Genomic DNA, 16,283 nt, shown 5'->3' on the forward strand with positions numbered 1-16,283 from the left:
CTCGGTGCTCGCTTCGTCCGGGTTCCCGCAGACCGCTCGCCCTTCGATTCCGCCAGGACCGCACCCGCACTGGGTCACCCATCGCTCTCACCCTCCACGCGCAGGTTTCGGGACTCGACGGCGGTGTCGAGGGCCTTCACGAGCGCACGGCCCTTCGCCAGCGTCTCCTCGAACTCGGCGTCCGGGTCGGAGTCGTGGACGATGCCCGCGCCGACCCGGAGGCGGTACTCGTCGTCGGGGCGCGCGAGCGTCCGGATGACGATGTTGAGCGTCGCGCGGTCGTCGAAGCCGAACACGCCGATAGAGCCGGTGTAGGGACCGCGGCGGGTCGGCTCCACCTCGTCGATGAGTTCCATCGTCCGGGGTTTCGGCGCGCCGGTGATGGTGCCGCCGGGGAAGACGGCCGCGACGGCGTCGGCGAGGGTCCGGTCCTCCCGGAGGCGACCCTCGACGAGCGAGACGAGGTGCATCACCTCCGAGTAGCGGTCGACGCGTCGGTACTCGCTGACCGCGACGCTGCCGAACCGGCTCACCTTCCCGAGGTCGTTGCGTTCGAGGTCCACCAGCATCGCGTGCTCGGCGCGCTCCTTCTCGTCGCCGAGCAGTTCGGCTTCGAGGGCGTCGTCCTCCTCGGGCGTCGCACCGCGAGGGCGCGTTCCCGCGATGGGTTCGGTGAGCAGCCGCGTTCCGCCGGACTCGTCGTCGCTCTCACTGTCACCGGCACCCGACTCGCCGACCGGTTCGGCGTGGAGCAGGAGTTCCGGACTCGCGCTGACGAGGTCGCAGGACGGGAACTCCACGAGCGCGGAGTACGGCGCGGGGTTCACCTCGCGGAGCGCCGCGTAGGCGTCGACCGGGTGGACGGCGGCCGGCGCGCGCAACCGCTGGGAGACGTTCGTCTGGAACGTCTCGCCGTCGCGGATGGCGCGCTTGATGGTCCGGACGCGGTCGGCGAACTCCCCGGGCGTGCAGTCGCTCTCGAACTCGACGGTTCCGGCCGCACCGCCCTCGTGCTCACCCGCGTCGACCGGCGGCGCGCCGACCGCCGGGTCGCCCTCCGTCATCGCCTCGACGAGGTCGCGAGCGCGTTCGAGACCCCGGTCGTAGGCCGCCTCGAGCGACGCGGTGTCGCCCCTGTCGGTCGCTTCGGGCGCGTCGGCCGCGTCGGCTGCCCCGTGGACGACCGGACAGGCGGTGACCCGAACCTCCGTCTCGCCGTCGTGGGGGTCGCGCCACGTGGCGACGCGGTCGAAGGTGCCGACTTCGAGGTGCGGGTACGGTGTGTCGCGGACCGCGTGAGTCGGCAGGTCCTCCAGTTCGCGGGCCACGTCGTAGGAGAGCCAGCCGAACAGGCCACACGGGTACGGGACGGTGCAGTCGCCGCGGGCGAGGCGCGTGTCGTCGAGGAGGCGTTCGAGGACCGGCAGCGCCGCCGCGTCGGACGAGACCGTCGTGGTCGAGACGGGGTCGGTGGCGAGGTAGCCCCAGCCTTCCGCGCCGCCGGAGGTTTCCAGGAACACGCAGTGGTCGCCGTCGCGCGCCCGTCGGTAGGCGTCAAACGGGTCGACGCGGACCCGGAGTTCGACCGGGACGCGGAGTCGACTCGCACGGGACTGGGCCGAGCGGTCGGCACCGGCGAGTGCGTCGCTCGCCGTGGCGACGAACGTCTCGCGGTCGGTGACGACGCGCATCACCTCGAGAACTGGTGGGGTTCGCTATCGGCGTTTCGGTACCGGGAGGTCCGGAGACCGGAACGGTCCGATACCAGGACGGTTCGGCCAGACGGCTCTCGTCGTTCCGACGACCGGCAGAAGCGGAGTTCGTGGCCGGGTCGTCGCTCAGCGGTTCTTCGCGCGACCGATCCAGCGGCCGAGACGCTTCTCCGAGATACCGGTGTCGTCGGAGAGGTCCTCGGCGTCCGCGTTGGCCAGGTCGTCGATGCTCTCGACGCCGGCGTCCGCGAGGGTCTTGGCGTACGCCGGGCCGATGCCCTTGATGTCGTCGACGGTGTCGGCGGTCTCGGCGTCCTCCGTCGCGTCCGGGGTCGGTCCGGCGGCCTCGGCGGGTTCGGCCGCCTCGGTGGCGTCCGGGTCGGCCGCCCCGACGGCCTCGCCCGGTTCGATGCCGGTGTCCTGGTCGACCAGGTCGCCGCTCGCCTCGGCGTCGGGTTCGTCGGCCGTCGGCGACGGTTCGTCGGTGTCCTCCTCACCCGGTTCCTCCTCGGTCGCGTCGTCCGCGTCCGTTTCGTCCGCGTCCGCGTCTCCTTCGCCGGCTTCGTCGTCGCTCTCGTCGACCGCTGGCGCGTCCTCCAGGTCCGACTCGTCCGCTTCGTCGACGGTGTCCGCGTCGGGGTCTTCTGTGTCGGCGTCGAGGTCGCTGGGCTGTTCGGACTGCGACTCCGGACCGGCGGCCTCGGCGACCTCCGTGGCCCCTTCGACGCCCTGGTCCGGCGGCTCTTCGGTCATGGACCCGGTGGACGCCGACGAGTCGGTGTCCGCGACGGCCGTCTCGTCCATCTCGTCGAACTCCTCGTCCGGCTCCTCGTCGGCGTCGAGGTCGCTCGGCTGTTCGGACTGGGACGCCGGTCCGGCGGCCTCCGCCGCCTCCGTCGCCGCCTCGATGTCCTCGTCGGGGGCTTCCTCGGTCATCGACCCGGTGGACGCGGACGCATCGGTGTCCGTGGCGGCCGACTCGTCCTCTTCGGCCGCGTCCGATGTCTCCCCGGTCGGCTCCGTGCTGGTCTGGTCCGACGCATCGGTCTCGTCCGTCTCGTCCGTCGCTGCCGTTCCACGTTCGCGCTCGACGTGGACACCGCGACCGGACCCCGACGACTCCTCGTCCGACGTCGATCCCATCCCGAGTAACGACTTGATTCTGTCGAGGATGCTCATGTGCGATAGTAGTTTGCCCGGACTACTTAAAGCCGTACCCGTAGCGCTCGCGACATCGCCGCGACCGGTGCGGGTTCGCCCGTCCACCGCTCGAACGCTTCGACTCCCTGGTACAACAGCATCCACCCGCCGTCGACCGTCGTCGCGCCCGCATCGGCGGCCTCGCGGAGCAAGCGCGTCTCCAGCGGCACGTACACCGCGTCCATCACCGCGAGGTCGGCGTGGAGGGCGCTCGCGGGGACGGGCGTCTCGTCGGTGGCGTCATCGTCGTCCTCGTCTTCCATCCCGACGCTCGTGCAGTTGACGAGCAGCGACGCGTCCGAGAGGCAGTCGCCGAGGGCGTCGAGGCCGTGTGCGGTCGCCTCGACGCCCTCCTCGCGGAGGTCGGCGACGAGTGCCTCCGCGCGCTCGACGGTGCGGTTGGCGACCCGCACTGGCATCCCCTCGTCGGCGAGTCCGAACGCGACGGCCCGGCCCGCGCCGCCAGCGCCGACGACGACGGCCGTCCCGTCGAGGGCGACGTCGTGGTGTCGTAGCGCCCGGACCGCGCCGCTGGCGTCCGTGTTGTACCCCGTCGGCGGGTCGGTCGAAAAGTCGACGGTGTTGACCGCGCCGATGCGCGCCGCGAGCGGTGCGGCCTCGACGTGGTCGAGGACGCCCTGCTTGAACGGGATGGTGACGTTCAGTCCCGAGACGCCGAGCGCCGCCGCACCGTCGAGCGCACGGCCGAGGTCGTCGGGCGCGGGTTCGAACGTGACGTACCGGGCGTCGATGTCGAGGTCGTCGTAGGCGGCCTCGTGCATCGGCGGCGACAGCGAGTGGCCGACCGGGTTGCCGAGGAGACCGAACACCTGCATACACGAGCGTCGGTACGGCGGGCGATAAGCGCCGTGGACGACGGCAAGTGTCGTCCGGGGCGGGTACTCTGCGCTGATATCGAGTCAGTGGCCGCCGCCCAGTCGCCGACTCGAAGGTGTCCGGACTCGGGAACGAAGAGCGACCGAACCGACAGAAAAACGTAACAGACCCCCGAGGCTCGACACGATGAGTAACCGTTTGCGTCACCCGCTGAGCGCCGTCGCGTTCGCGTTCCTCCTGACCGCTCCGTGGGTCGCGACGCGTCTGTACGTCCTCTCCTCGTCGAGTCTCGGGTCGCCGGAAGAACTGCTCCCAGTAGGGCAGGTCGTCGCCGTGAGTGGTCTCGCCGTCCTCGGTGCGTCGTTCCTCCTCGCGTGGGGGGCGGAGACGGCCGAGAAGGACGTCCCCCGGGCGTTCGCCATCGCTGTCCTCGCCATCCTCGCGGTGGCACCGGAGTACGCCGTCGACGCGCTGTACGCGTGGACCGCGGGTGCGAACGCCGGCACGCAGGAGGGCGCGGAGGCCGCGAACCTCGCGGTCGCCAACATGACCGGTGCGAACCGCATCCTCATCGGTATCGGCTGGTCCGCCATCGCGCTGTTCACCGTCTACAAGGCCCGGTCGACGAACGACCCGGCGGTCGAGAGCCGGAGCGGGTTCCTGAAGGACGCCGTCTCGCTGGACCGCGACATCGCCACCGAGATAACGTTCCTGCTCGCGGCGACGGCGTTCGCGTTCCTCGTCCCGTTCAGCATGAGCACGTTCAACGGTGGTGGGTCGGTCGGTGGTATCGGCATCATCGACACGCTCGTCCTCGTCGGTCTCTACCTCCTCTACATCGCTATCATCGTCCGCGGCGAGGTCGAGGAGGAGGAGCAGGTCGGCGTCCCCGCCTACCTCCAGTCGTGGTCGAAGGGGCCGCGCATCGCCTCGGTCCTCTTCCTGTTCGTCTACTCCGGCGTGATGATATTCATCTCCGTCGAGCACTTCGCCCACGGGCTCGAACAGTTGGGAGTCGACAACGGCATCCCCGAGTTCTTCATGATACAGTGGGTCGCGCCGCTGGCCTCGGAAGCGCCGGAACTCATCGTCGTCGCCTACCTCGTCAACAAGGCGCGGTCGACCGCGGGGTTCAACGCGCTCATCTCCTCGAAGCTCAACCAGTGGACGCTGCTCATCGGGACCATCGCGGTCGTCTACTCCATCGCGGCCGGCGAGGTGGGGACGCTCCCGTTCGACGAGAAGCAGATGGCCGAGATCTGGATCACGGCGGCCCAGAGCCTCTTCGCCATCGCCATCCTGACGAACTTCGAGATATCGCTCCGGGAGGCCGTCGGGCTGTTCGTCCTGTTCATCTCGCAGGTGGCCATCGAGTTCGCCTTCATCGTCACCCTCTCGGAGTCGGCCGCCGAGACGTACAGCCTCTGGGTGCTGTACGCGTACACCGTCGTCTACCTCGTCCTCGGGGGCTACCTGTTCGTCGCGCGCCGCGACGAGTTGCGCAGCCTGTTCGGTCGGACCGTCACGACCGCCCGCGAAGCGTTCGGCGACGAGACCGCCCAGCCAGACCACGCCGACTGAGCCGACGACCGAGACGCTCACTCCTCGGCGAGCCGACGACGGCTCGACATCGACGACGTCTCGATGTCGGCGGCGTCTCGACACCGTTTTTCACGCGAGCGTCGTAGCCCGCCCGTGCTCGGAATCGTCGTCAGCCGCGCCGACAGCGCCTCGGAACGCATCGGTGAGCACCTGCGCTCGCTCGCCGACTGGGAGGAGACGACCGACGACTCGCGGCCCGACGCCGAGGGCGGCGGGGCCGTCTACCGCCTTCGCGACGACGAGGGTCGCCCGGACGCCGAACTGCGCGTCTTCGACGACCTCCACATCTACCTCACCGGCGTCGAGGAGGCGTTCGACGCCGACCTCGACTGCCTCGCGTTCGTCTCGCGGCACGCCGGCGACACCGGCCCGCTGTTGACCGCCCACCCGACCGGGAACGTCGGCCAGGCGGAGTACGGCGGCGAGGACCACCGGTTCGCCCGCGCCGCACCCGGCGCACTGAAGAGGGTGCGCGAGTCGCTCGACCGGTACGCCCCCGAGGACTACGACGTCGGGATGGAGTGTACCCACCACGGTCCGACGAACCTCGACACGCCCTCGCTGTTCGTCGAGGTGGGGAGCGACGAGGCCCAGTGGGCGGACGACGACGCGGCCCGGGCGGTGGCGCGGGCCACCCTCGACCTGCGCGACGTGGACCCCACTCCGGAGCGAACGCTCGTCGGCTTCGGCGGCGGCCACTACGTCCCCCGGTTCGAGCGCGTCGTCCGCGAGACGGACTGGGCCGTGGGCCACGTCGCCGCCGACTGGGGACTGGACGACCTGCCGGAGGACCCGGAGACGTACCGTGCGGTGCTGCGCCGGGCGTTCGAGCGGTCCGGCGCGACCCGCGTGCTCGTCGACGGCGAGCGCTCGTTCCTCCGCGAGACGCTCGCCGACCTGGGCTACGAGGTGGTGAGCGAGACGTGGACCCGCGAGACGACGGGCGTCCCGCTGGCGCTGGTCGAGCGCCTCGAACGCGAGGTGGCGAGCGTCGATGAGGGGCTTCGGTTCGGTGCGCTGGCGCGCGACGCCGGTTCGGTGAGTGAGAGCGACGACGTGGCCGACTACACGGTCCTCGCGCTCCCCGACGACCTGCTCGCCGAAGCCAACGGTATCGACCACGAGACCACGCTCGCCGCCGTCCGCGAGCGGAGCGTCGCCGTCGCCACCGACGAGGGCGGGACACGACTCGCCGGCCCGGCGGTCGTCCCCGCGGCCGTCGAGAACTCGTCGAGTGAGGACGACCCGGTCACCCCTCTCGTCGACGCGCTGGTCGGCGTGCTGGAGACGACGTACGACCACGTCGAACGAGGGGACGAGGCGGTGGTGGTCCGGGACCGTGCCTTCGACCCGGACCTGGCCCGTGAACGGGGCGTCAGCGAGGGGCCGGCGTTCGGTCGTCTCTCGGCCGGCGAGACGGTCGAGGTGGACGGTCGAGTCGTCGCACCCGCCGATGTCCACCGCGAGCGAGAGCGTCGATTCTCCCTCGACGCCCTGTCAGACACTCGTCGGACATCGTCGAAAGATAGTTAATCCAACTCTGTTATATCCCGCGCAGGCATGGACTCGCTTATCGAGGACGCCATCGACGAGGCCGAACAAACTCGGGAGGAGAATCCCCCGCGTGGGAACGGGGCGGAGTCCGAGGACTCCACGAACACCGACGCCGCGCCCGGCAACACCTCCGGGGCGATGACGGACGAGGAACTCGCAGACGTCGTCAAGGACCTGGAGACGAAGATCACGGTGTTCGGGTGCGGCGGCGGCGGCGGCAACACCGTCACCCGGATGGCCCAGGAGGGCATCCACGGCGCGACGACGGTCGCCGCCAACACCGACGCCCAGCACCTCGCGGATCAGGTGCAGGCGGATTCGAAGATCCTCATCGGTCGCCAGCGCACGGGCGGCCGGGGAGCCGGTTCGGTCCCGCAGATTGGCGAGGAGGCGGCACAGGAGAACATCGACGACATCCAGATGGCCATCGGGGACTCCGACATGGTGTTCATCACCGCCGGACTCGGCGGCGGCACCGGGACGGGGAGCGCCCCGGTCGTCGCACAGGCCGCCCAGGAGGCGGGCGCGCTCACCATCGCCGTCGTCACCATCCCGTTCACCGCGGAGGGCGAGCGACGGCGCGCGAACGCAGACGCCGGTCTCGAACGCCTGCGTCAGGTCGCCGACACGGTCATCGTCATCCCGAACGACCGACTGCTCGACTACGCGCCGAACCTCCCGCTCCAGGACGCGTTCAAGATCTGTGACCGCGTGCTGATGCGCTCGGTGAAGGGGATGACCGAACTCATCACCAAACCCGGCCTCGTCAACGTCGACTTCGCCGACGTGAAGACCATCATGGAGAACGGCGGCGTCGCCATGATCGGTCTCGGCGAGTCCGACTCCGAGAACCGCGCGCAGGACTCCATCCGCTCTGCGCTTCGTTCGCCGCTGCTCGACGTCGAGTTCTCGGGTGCGAACTCCGCGCTCATCAACGTCGTCGGCGGCCCCGACATGTCCATCGAGGAGGCCGAGGGCGTCGTCGAGGAGATCTACGAGCGCATCGACCCCGACGCCCGCATCATCTGGGGCGCGTCGGTCAACCCGGACTTCGAGGACAAGATGGAGACGATGGTCGTCGTCACCGGCGTCGACTCCCCGCAGATCTACGGCAAGGGCGACGAGGCCGAGGGCGTCTCGACCGAGCGCGTCGAAGGCCAGCAGGAGCCGGACCCCGACGACGACGGCGACATCGACTTCATCGAGTAATCGGACGACGGACACGTTCTTCTCGCCGCACCGCCACGAGGGCGTATGGAGTCCCTCTCGCCGACGCCGGGTCGGACCGCCGTGGCGCTGGTTCTGCTCGTCACCTCCTACGCGGCCATCGACGGGGCCGTCTACATGCAGTTCGCGGTGTTCGCGAGCGTCGTCTTCGTACTCAGCGCGTGCGTCCTGGCGCTCCAGGCCTACGGAGCGTACCGCGCGTGGACCGGTCGCGGGGAGCCGTCGACGGGCGAGTGAGGGCGGACCGGCTCATATCGTTGTAGAAAGATAGAAAAAGCCCGACCGGTAACTCCGGCCCATGGAAGTACCGAAAGACCTGACCTCGTACGTTCGCGTGCTGAAACTCGCCAGCACGCCCTCCTGGGAGGAGTTCTCGCAGGTGGCGCTCATCGCGGGGGCCGGCATCGCGTTCGTCGGCTTCATCGGGTTTCTCATCTTCGTAATCATGACGTTCCTGCCCGGAGGCGTCTGATGGCTATCTTCGCCGTCAAGACGACCGCCAGCCAGGAGCGGACGGTCGCCGATATGATCATCAACCGCGAGGAGGAGAGCATCCACGCCGCGCTCGCGCCCGACTCGCTGACCAGCTACGTGATGGTGGAGGCCGAGGAGTCGGCCGTCTTCGACCGCATCCTCGACGAGATTCCCCACGCACGGGGGGTCGTCCCCGGCAAGTCGAGCATCATGGAGGTAGAGCACTTCCTCTCGCCGAAACCCGACGTCGAGGGTATCGCCGAGGGGGACATCGTCGAACTCATCGCCGGACCGTTCAAGGGCGAGAAGGCGCAGGTCCAGCGCATCGACGAGGGGAAAGACCAGGTCACGGTCGAACTGTACGAGGCGACGGTCCCGATTCCGGTCACCGTGCGTGGCGACCAGATTCGCGTGCTGGACTCGGAAGAGCGCTGACGCGCTCTTCGTCGGACGATACCACAGCACGGCCGACGGTTCGCTTTTCGAACCGGTTAAACGATGTCCACGAGTAGCGACTCCCGTGACGGCAGACGGGTTCCGCGTCGACATGCACGTGAAGATTCTCGACGAACGGGTCGTCGAGCGTGCGAAAGCCCGGGGGCTGGACGCGCTCGTCTACGCCCCCCACTTCACGCGCCTGCCGAACATCGCGGCGAAGGCCGAGGCGTTCTCCGACGACGACCTCCTCGTCGTCCCGGCCCGCGAGATATTCACGGGTAACTGGAACAGTCGCAAGCACATCCTCGCGGTGGGGTTGACCGACCCGATTCCGGACTTCATCACGCTGGAGGGAGCGATGGCGGAACTGGACCGACAGGACGCCGCCGTGCTCGCGCCACACCCCGAGTTCCTCACCGTGAGCCTCGACCTGTACGACATCGAGCGGTTCGACGTCGACGCCGTCGAGGTGTACAACCCGAAGCACCTCCCGCGGGACAACGAGCGGGCGATCCGAATCGCGCGCGAGGCGGGACTACCGGGGTTCACGTCGTCGTACGCACACCTGCTCGGCACCGTCGGCGAAGCGTGGACGGAGTTCGACGAGGAGATAACGGACGCCGCGGACCTCGCCGAGTTGCTGAAATCGCGTGCGCCACGGCGGGTGTACCACCGCGAGGGCGTCGAGCACGAACTACGCTGTGCGGCGGAGTTCGCCCACCTCGGGTTCGAGAACACGTGGGGAAAGGTCGACCGGGTGTTGCTGTCGGCGACCGAACCGACCCACCCAGGACACATCGCCTACGACGGGCGGTTCGACGACGTGCGGGTGTACTGACGATAGCCGCGTCGACTGGTTCTACAGTAGCAGGTCCGGCAGCGGCGGAATCGACCCGAGGTCGTCGACCAGTTCGGGCGCGTAGCGGACGACGGCGGCCGCGACGAGCAGTTCGGCGGCCGTGATGACCAGCGTGACGAGGTTCGCGTACCGGTTGCTGGTCGCCACGCCGGTCGGGAAGTCGTACTCCGTCGGGATGGGGTAGAACAGCGCCATGCCGCGCTTGCTCCCGACGAGGTCGAGGACGTAGTGGGTGAGCACGCCGACCCAGACCCAGTGGAGGTTGTCGAAGACGACCGGGAACGCGACGAACAGGCCCAGCGTGGCGAGGTTGTGGAGCGTCTTCCGGTGCCTGCCGAAGGCGGTGTCGACGTCGGGGAACAGCGCACCCAGCACGACGGGGACGGTGACCGCCGCCACCGTGCGGAGCGTCGCCCAGTCGCCGCCGGGCTGGAGGATGAACCCGAGGCCCACGCCGAGCAGGAGACCGTTGACGACGTGTCCTTCCTTGTTCACCCGAGGAGGTGGCCCCGCCGCCGGCAAAGCATCACCGGTCCACCGTCGTCGGCGCGTCCTCCGGCGGTTGCGTCACCGGTCGGTCTCGATGCGAGCGAGGAGGTCGGTCAGCGCCTGCTCGGCGAACCGGCGTTTCAGTTCGTCGCGGTCGCCGTCGAACTCGTGGCGCTCGACCGTGGTCCGCGAGTCACCGCTCCCCCACGACGCCGCGTTGGCGACGCCGACGTAGACGGTCCCGACCGGTTTCTCCTCGGTGCCGCCGTCGGGGCCCGCGATACCGGTCGTCGCCACGCCCCAGTTCGTGTCCGCAGTGTCACAGACCGCCCGCGCCATCTGCGCGGCGACCGGTCCGCTCACCGCGCCCTCGGCGTCAAGCGTCTCCCGCGAGATGGCGAGCAGGTCGCGCTTCGCTGCGTAGGAGTACGTCACCACGGAGCGGTCGAAGTAGTCGCTCGACCCCGGAACGTCGGTCAGCAGCGACCCGACGAGGCCACCGGTACAGGACTCGGCCACGGCGAGCGTCCAGCCGTCGCGTCGGAGCGCGGTTCCGACGCGCTCTGCGATGGGGTCGTCGGAGTCGTCGAACGGGTTCATACCGATAGCTGGCGGGCGGCGTCAAAGAAGGTGCGTGCCGGGCATCCGCGTCTGGGCGGGCACTCGGAGGCGGGAGCCGGTCACCCGAGCCGCGAGTCGGGCCGTCAGCGACTCGGGAGCACGTCTCGCTCCCCCGCCTGGACGCCCCAGAGGTCGGCGTAGATGCCGTCCTCGGCGAGCAGGCGGTCGTGGGTACCGCGCTCGACGACCCGCCCGTCTTCGAGGACGAGAATCTGGTCGGCACCCTTGATGGTCGAGAGGCGGTGGGCGATGGCGAGGACGGTCCGGTCCTCGACGAGTCGGTCGATGGAGCGCTGGATGCGCAGTTCCGTCTCGGTGTCCACGTCGCTCGTCGCCTCGTCGAGGATGAGGATGTCCGGGTCCTGCAGGAGGACGCGGGCGATGCCGACGCGCTGTTTCTGCCCGCCCGAGAGCTTCACGCCGCGCTCGCCGACCAGCGTGTCGTAGCCGTCGTCGAACTCGGTGATGAACTCGTGGGCCTCGGCCATCTCCGCGGCGCGGCGGATCTCCTCGTCGGTGGCGTCGAACGTGCCGTACGCGATGTTCTCCTTGACGCTCCCGTAGAACAGGAACGTCTCCTGGCTGACGTAGCCGATGGAGCGCCGGAGGCTGCCGAGGGTGACGTCACGGACGTCGTGGCCGTCGATGCGGATGGCCCCCTCGTGGACGTCGTAGAGGCGCGGCAGGAGCTTCAGGACGGTCGACTTCCCCGCACCGGTCGGGCCGACGAGCGCGAGCATCTCGCCCGAGTCGAGGTCGAAGTCCACGCCGTCGAGGACGGCGGAGTCCTCCTCGTACCCGAACGAGACGTCGTCGTACTCGACGCGACCCTCGGTGACTGCGAGGTCCTCGGCGTCGTCACGTTCGGGGAGGCTGGTCGGTTCGTCGACCAGTCCGAAGATACGCTCGGCGGACGCCTGCGCCCGCTGGTAGAGGTTGATGAGCTGTCCGAACTGCGCCATCGGCCAGATGAGGCGCTGGCCGAGGTAGACGAACGTGACGAACTGGCCGATCTCCAGCACCCCCGTGAAGGGACCGGGCGGGCCCTGGAACACCCAGACGCCGCCCACGACGAACGTGACGACGAAGCCGATGCCCGCCGTGAGCTGGAGGCCGGGGAAGAACTTCACGCGGGTCGTGATGGCCTCGAGGTTCGTGTCGTAGTACTCCTTCGAGGTGTCGGTGACGCGGTCGGTCTCGTAGGACTCGGTGTTCGAGGCCTTGATGACCTCGATGCCGCCGAGGTTGTTCTCCAGGCGGGAGTTCATCCGGCCGACCGTCGAGCGCACGTCGGCGTACATCGGCTGGATGGTCTGGACGAACCGGTGGGTGAACACGGCGATGACGGGCACCGTCACGAGCGTGAGCAGCGCCAGTTGCGGGTTGACGTAGAACAGCAGCCCCGCGACGCCGAGGACGGTGACGAGCAGCTGTGTCAGAACGTTGAGCCCGCCGTTGAGGAACTGCTCCAGCCTGTTCACGTCGTTGTTGAGGATGCTCATCAGTTCGCCCGTCTGCTTGTCGGCGAAGAAGCCCAGGTCGAGGCCCTGCATCGCGTCGTAGGTGTCCGAGCGCACGTCGTGCTGGACGCGCTGGGCGAACACGCTCAGTCCCCAGCCCTTCCCCCACTGGAAGACGGCCGAGAGGAGGAACGAGGCGGCGACGAGGCCCGCCGAGAGCCAGAACTGGCCGCTCTGGCTGGCCGGGAGCCACGACTGGGGGACGAGCGGGAGGCCGAACTCGCGGGTGTCGAGGAAGACGGCGTCGATGGCGACGCCGAGGACGAACGGTGGGAGCAGCGCCAGCGTGTGGGCGAACAGGCTCGCACCGAGGCCGAGACCGAGCGGTCCCCGGTGGAGGCGGCCGTACTCGCCGAACAGGCGGCGCATCGGGTGGTCGATGCGGGCCCGCTGTTCTTCGAACGTCTTCTCGTCGTCGTCGTCGAGTGTGTCCTGCGTGGTAGTCATCGATAGGGTCGTGTCGGGCGTCTGGAGAGCGGTGCTGAGTCGGGCGGGAGGTCCGTCGGGTCGGCGTCGGCGGGTGGTCGGGCGGCGGTACGGACTCGAATCGGTGTGGTAGTCGTCATGGTGTAGGATGCGTCGCACGAGGCGACCGGGCGGTCGAGACGCGTCGCGACGGGTCGCTGGCGAGCGACACACGTTACGTCAGAACGATTTCGCGTCTGTCATCAACCCTCCCGAATCGATGGATGCCGGTCGGTTAACGGTTTCTGTGGTGTGTGAGTGAATCACAACTCGCGTCGTGACCGTCGGACTGCTACACCTCGGTCGGACGCTCTCCGTTCTGCGTGTAGCGCGAGTTAGCCGACCGTACCAACGGATACTCGTGTCCAGGCCGGGAACGTGGGGGCATGAGCAGTATCGAGGTCGAGGCCGTCGACGACATCGACGCCGAGGAGGTCACGCCGGAGGGCGTCGACGCCCCCGACTACGTCCTCTACGGGGGGAAAGGAGGCGTCGGTAAGACGACGATGGCGGCGGCGACGGCGCTCGCCAGCGCCAACGACGGGACGGCGACGCTGGCCGTCTCGACGGACCCCGCCCACTCGCTGTCGGACGTGCTCGGGACGCCGATACCGGACGAACCGGCGCGTATCCGCGACGACATGCCGCTGTACGCGGTCGAGATAGACCCCGAGAAGGCCGACGACCCACTCGGCGGAGCGGGCGGCCCCGGCGGGATGGGCGGTATGGGTGGCATGGGCGCTGGCGGTCCCGGTGGGATGGGCGGGACGGCCGGTGACCCCGACGACGAGTCGGGGACCGGCGGCCCGTTCGGTGGCGGCGGGCTCGGCGGGTTCATGGGCGGCAGCGCAGGCGGCGGCCCCGGAGCCGGTGAGTCGGGGGCGCAGGGCGGGTTCGACGTGAACGAGGGGTTCGGTGCCGCGGACGCGATGTTCGGCGGGATGAACCCGATGGGCGGCGGTGGCGGCGCGATGCCCGGCGACGACGAGACGGCCGCGATGCAGCTCCTGCTCCGGTACATGGACGACGAGCGGTTCGACCGGGTCGTCGTCGACACCGCCCCGACGGGCCACACGCTCCGCCTCCTCCAGCTCCCCGAGGCGCTCGACTCGATGCTCGGGCGGATGCTCCAGTTCCGCGAGCAGATGAGCGGGATGCTCGGCGACATGCCGGGACCGTTCGGTGACCCCGACGCGACGGACGTCGGCGGGTTGCGGGAGTTCGCCGACCGCGTCGAGCGTCTCCGCGACGCGCTTCAGGACCCCGACAGGACCGACTTTCGGGTCGTGATGGTGCCCGAGACGTTGAGCGTCATCGAGTCCGAGCGACTGCTGCGCGAACTCGGTGACTACGGCGTCGCGTCGAGTACGGTCGTCGTCAACCGGGTCACCGAGGACGTGACGAACGTCGCCGACGTGGACCCCGACGCGTTCGTCACGCCGGACCCGGAGAACTGCGAGTTCTGCTCGCGGCGCTGGGAGAGCCAGCAGAAGGCCCTCCAGCGCGCCAACGAGGTGTTCCGCGGGAAGGACATCGAGCGGGTCCCGCTGTTCGCCGAGGAGGTCTCGGGCGAGACGATGCTGCGGGTCGTCGCGGCCTGTCTGGAGTAGGGAGACGCGAGCGGAGCGAGCGTCTCCGAACAGACGAACGGCGACCAGCGGGAGCCGTGAGTAGTGAGGCGCGCGCGGGTCGCGCCTCGGATAGCCGAACGAGGAGCGGAGCGACTCGTGAGGAGTAGCGCGGTTCGGACCGAGCGGGTTGCGGGCCGCTGGCCCGCAACCGAATGTCGTGGCGACTCCGTCGCCACGCACAGCGAGGGAGAACCGCGAACGGTGAGCGGGGAGCGCGAGCGACCCGCGGATGGCGAGACGCGAGCAGTAGAAGGCTCAGCCCGACGCGGGCGGGTCCACGAGCACGACCCGCAGGTCGTTGACGTTCGTCGCGCTCTCGACGGAGAGCAGCGCGTCGCACTCGGACAGAAGGGGGAGGGCGTCGTTGCTTGCAAGAGCCGAGCGTGCGCGTTCGCGCCCCTCGGCCGCCGAACTGATGGCGTCGGCATCGCCGTCCGCGCCCGACTCGCGGAGCGTCGCGCTGTCGACGACCGCGCCGGCCACGTCCGTCCCGCCGTCGCGGCCGTCGGTATCGACGCTCGCCAGCGTGGTCCCGTCGGGGAGTTCGAGGGCGGCGGCCAGCGCGAACTCCAGGTTCGGCCCGCCCTCGCCGTCGCCGCGGACGGTCACCGTCAGTTCGCCGCCCGAGAGCAGCGCCAGCGGCGGCGCGGCGGGGTCGCCCGTCGCCCGCGCCTCCTCGGCGACGGCGACGTGCGCGAGGGCGTTCTCGCGGGCCTCGCCGCGCATCCGCGAGGAGAGGATGAGCGGGTCGTAGCCCGCCTCGCTCGCCCGGTCGGCGGCCGCGTCGATGGCCGTCCGCGCCGTCGTCAGCATGTGGACGTGGACGTGCTCGAACGGGCCGGTAGCGGGCGACGCGTCCGCGATGGCCTCGCGGGCCTCGTCGCTCGCGTCGACGTCGTGGCGGTCGAGCACGTCGAGCGCCTCGCCCGCGCTCGTCTCGTCGGGCGTGAACGGCCCGCTGGCGATGATGCCGGGGTCGTCGCCGACCACGTCGCTGACGAGCAGCGCGACGACCGTCGCGGGCGCGGCGCGCTCGGCGAGGCCGCCGCCTTTCACCCGCGAGAGGCGCTTCCGGACGGCGTTTATCTCGTGGATGGTCGCGCCGCTCTCGACCAGCGCGTCGGTGAGGTCCCGGAAGTCGTCGAGCGGTATCGTCGGTGCGGCGAGCAGTGCGCTCCCGCCGCCGGTGACCGGCGCGAGGACGAGCGTCCGGTCGTCCGCCTCGTCGAGCAGCGAGACGATGCGGTCCGTCGCGTCGACGTTGCGCTGGCTCGGCACCGGGTGGTCCGCGACGCGGACCTCGACGCGGTGGGAGTCGTCGTCGCCGTCGGTGACGACCAGGCCGTCGTCGATGCGGTCGCCGAGGACGGATTCGAGACCGCGGGCGACCGCCGCGCTCGCCTTCCCGCCGCCGAGGACGAGGACGCGGTCGTAGTCCGCGAGGTCGACCGTCGTCTCGCCCACGCGCAGTTCGTCGCCGTCGAGACGTAGCTGGTCGCCGACGGCGCGTTCGGGGTCCGCCGCGGCGACGCCCGCTTCGATGCACTCGCGGGCGAGGTCGCGGCGTCGCTGTCGGTCGGTCGTGGCGTCGGGGGTCGGGTTGGGTGTCGGGTCGTCGGTCATGGTACGGGTAGGCGGTCAGTTCGGCAGTCCC

The 16,283-nt window shown here is 69.8% G+C and carries 15 protein-coding genes; 8 read left to right on the forward strand and 7 right to left on the reverse strand.

Annotated elements, in window-relative coordinates:
• Positions 1–74: 74 nt before the first annotated feature.
• The 3 genes from MX571_RS18645 to MX571_RS18655 form a co-directional block, all read right to left on the reverse strand.
• A complete protein-coding gene (locus MX571_RS18645) occupies positions 75–1,691 on the reverse strand; it encodes an anthranilate synthase component I family protein (protein WP_282594687.1) in 1,617 nt (538 codons plus the stop codon).
• A 147-nt stretch (positions 1,692–1,838) separates the two neighbouring features.
• Entirely contained in the window at positions 1,839–2,891 is a 1,053-nt protein-coding gene (locus MX571_RS22535) for a helix-hairpin-helix domain-containing protein (protein WP_282594688.1), read from the reverse strand.
• 26 nt (positions 2,892–2,917) lie between these two features.
• The gene (locus MX571_RS18655; protein WP_247419729.1) at positions 2,918–3,748 is read right to left on the reverse strand and encodes a shikimate dehydrogenase; all 831 of its coding nucleotides are present in this window, start codon (positions 3,746–3,748) and stop codon (positions 2,918–2,920) included.
• A 187-nt stretch (positions 3,749–3,935) separates the two neighbouring features.
• Here MX571_RS18655 and MX571_RS18660 point away from each other — a divergent pair, with 187 nt between their 5' ends.
• The 7 genes from MX571_RS18660 to MX571_RS18690 all read left to right on the forward strand — a co-directional run bounded on the left by MX571_RS18660 (position 3,936) and on the right by MX571_RS18690 (position 9,882).
• Entirely contained in the window at positions 3,936–5,330 is a 1,395-nt protein-coding gene (locus MX571_RS18660; protein ID WP_247419730.1) for a sodium/calcium exchanger protein, read from the forward strand.
• A gap of 114 nt (positions 5,331–5,444) precedes the next feature.
• Entirely contained in the window at positions 5,445–6,884 is a 1,440-nt protein-coding gene (locus MX571_RS18665) for a D-aminoacyl-tRNA deacylase (protein ID WP_247419733.1), read from the forward strand.
• A gap of 27 nt (positions 6,885–6,911) precedes the next feature.
• Positions 6,912–8,114 (forward strand): cell division protein FtsZ, encoded by a 1,203-nt coding sequence (ftsZ, locus tag MX571_RS18670; protein ID WP_247419736.1) that lies wholly within the window; start codon positions 6,912–6,914, stop codon positions 8,112–8,114.
• Between the two features lie 45 nt (positions 8,115–8,159).
• Entirely contained in the window at positions 8,160–8,369 is a 210-nt protein-coding gene (locus MX571_RS18675) for a hypothetical protein (protein ID WP_247419738.1), read from the forward strand.
• A 61-nt stretch (positions 8,370–8,430) separates the two neighbouring features.
• On the forward strand, positions 8,431–8,604 hold the full coding sequence (locus MX571_RS18680) for a protein translocase SEC61 complex subunit gamma (protein WP_247419739.1): 174 nt from the start codon (positions 8,431–8,433) through the stop codon (positions 8,602–8,604).
• Positions 8,604–9,041: a transcription elongation factor Spt5 gene (locus MX571_RS18685; RefSeq protein WP_247419741.1), complete on the forward strand. Its 438-nt coding sequence runs from the start codon at positions 8,604–8,606 to the stop codon at positions 9,039–9,041. The genes MX571_RS18680 and MX571_RS18685 overlap by 1 nt, the downstream gene beginning before the upstream one ends.
• Before the next feature lie 112 nt (positions 9,042–9,153).
• Positions 9,154–9,882, forward strand: coding sequence for a PHP-associated domain-containing protein (locus MX571_RS18690; protein ID WP_282594721.1), 729 nt, complete (start codon positions 9,154–9,156; stop codon positions 9,880–9,882).
• Positions 9,883–9,903: 21 nt separating this feature from the next.
• On the opposite strand, the gene MX571_RS18695 is transcribed toward MX571_RS18690, so the two are convergent.
• From MX571_RS18695 to MX571_RS18705, 3 genes are all read right to left on the reverse strand, one after another.
• Positions 9,904–10,398: a metal-dependent hydrolase gene (locus MX571_RS18695; RefSeq protein WP_247419746.1), complete on the reverse strand. Its 495-nt coding sequence runs from the start codon at positions 10,396–10,398 to the stop codon at positions 9,904–9,906.
• A 72-nt stretch (positions 10,399–10,470) separates the two neighbouring features.
• Positions 10,471–10,992 (reverse strand): CinA family protein, encoded by a 522-nt coding sequence (locus MX571_RS18700; protein WP_247419748.1) that lies wholly within the window; start codon positions 10,990–10,992, stop codon positions 10,471–10,473.
• Between the two features lie 104 nt (positions 10,993–11,096).
• Positions 11,097–12,980: an ABC transporter ATP-binding protein gene (locus MX571_RS18705; protein WP_247419753.1), complete on the reverse strand. Its 1,884-nt coding sequence runs from the start codon at positions 12,978–12,980 to the stop codon at positions 11,097–11,099.
• Between the two features lie 404 nt (positions 12,981–13,384).
• Between MX571_RS18705 and MX571_RS18710 the strand changes: the two genes are divergently transcribed.
• Positions 13,385–14,608: an ArsA family ATPase gene (locus MX571_RS18710; protein WP_247419756.1), complete on the forward strand. Its 1,224-nt coding sequence runs from the start codon at positions 13,385–13,387 to the stop codon at positions 14,606–14,608.
• 276 nt (positions 14,609–14,884) lie between these two features.
• Here the strand turns inward: MX571_RS18710 and MX571_RS18715 are convergent, their stop codons facing one another.
• Positions 14,885–16,252 (reverse strand): glycerate kinase type-2 family protein, encoded by a 1,368-nt coding sequence (locus MX571_RS18715; protein WP_247419758.1) that lies wholly within the window; start codon positions 16,250–16,252, stop codon positions 14,885–14,887.
• Positions 16,253–16,283: the final 31 nt, after the last annotated feature.

It is taken from the genome of Halomarina salina, assembly GCF_023074835.1.
Classification (GTDB): Archaea; Halobacteriota; Halobacteria; order Halobacteriales; family Haloarculaceae; genus Halomarina; species Halomarina salina.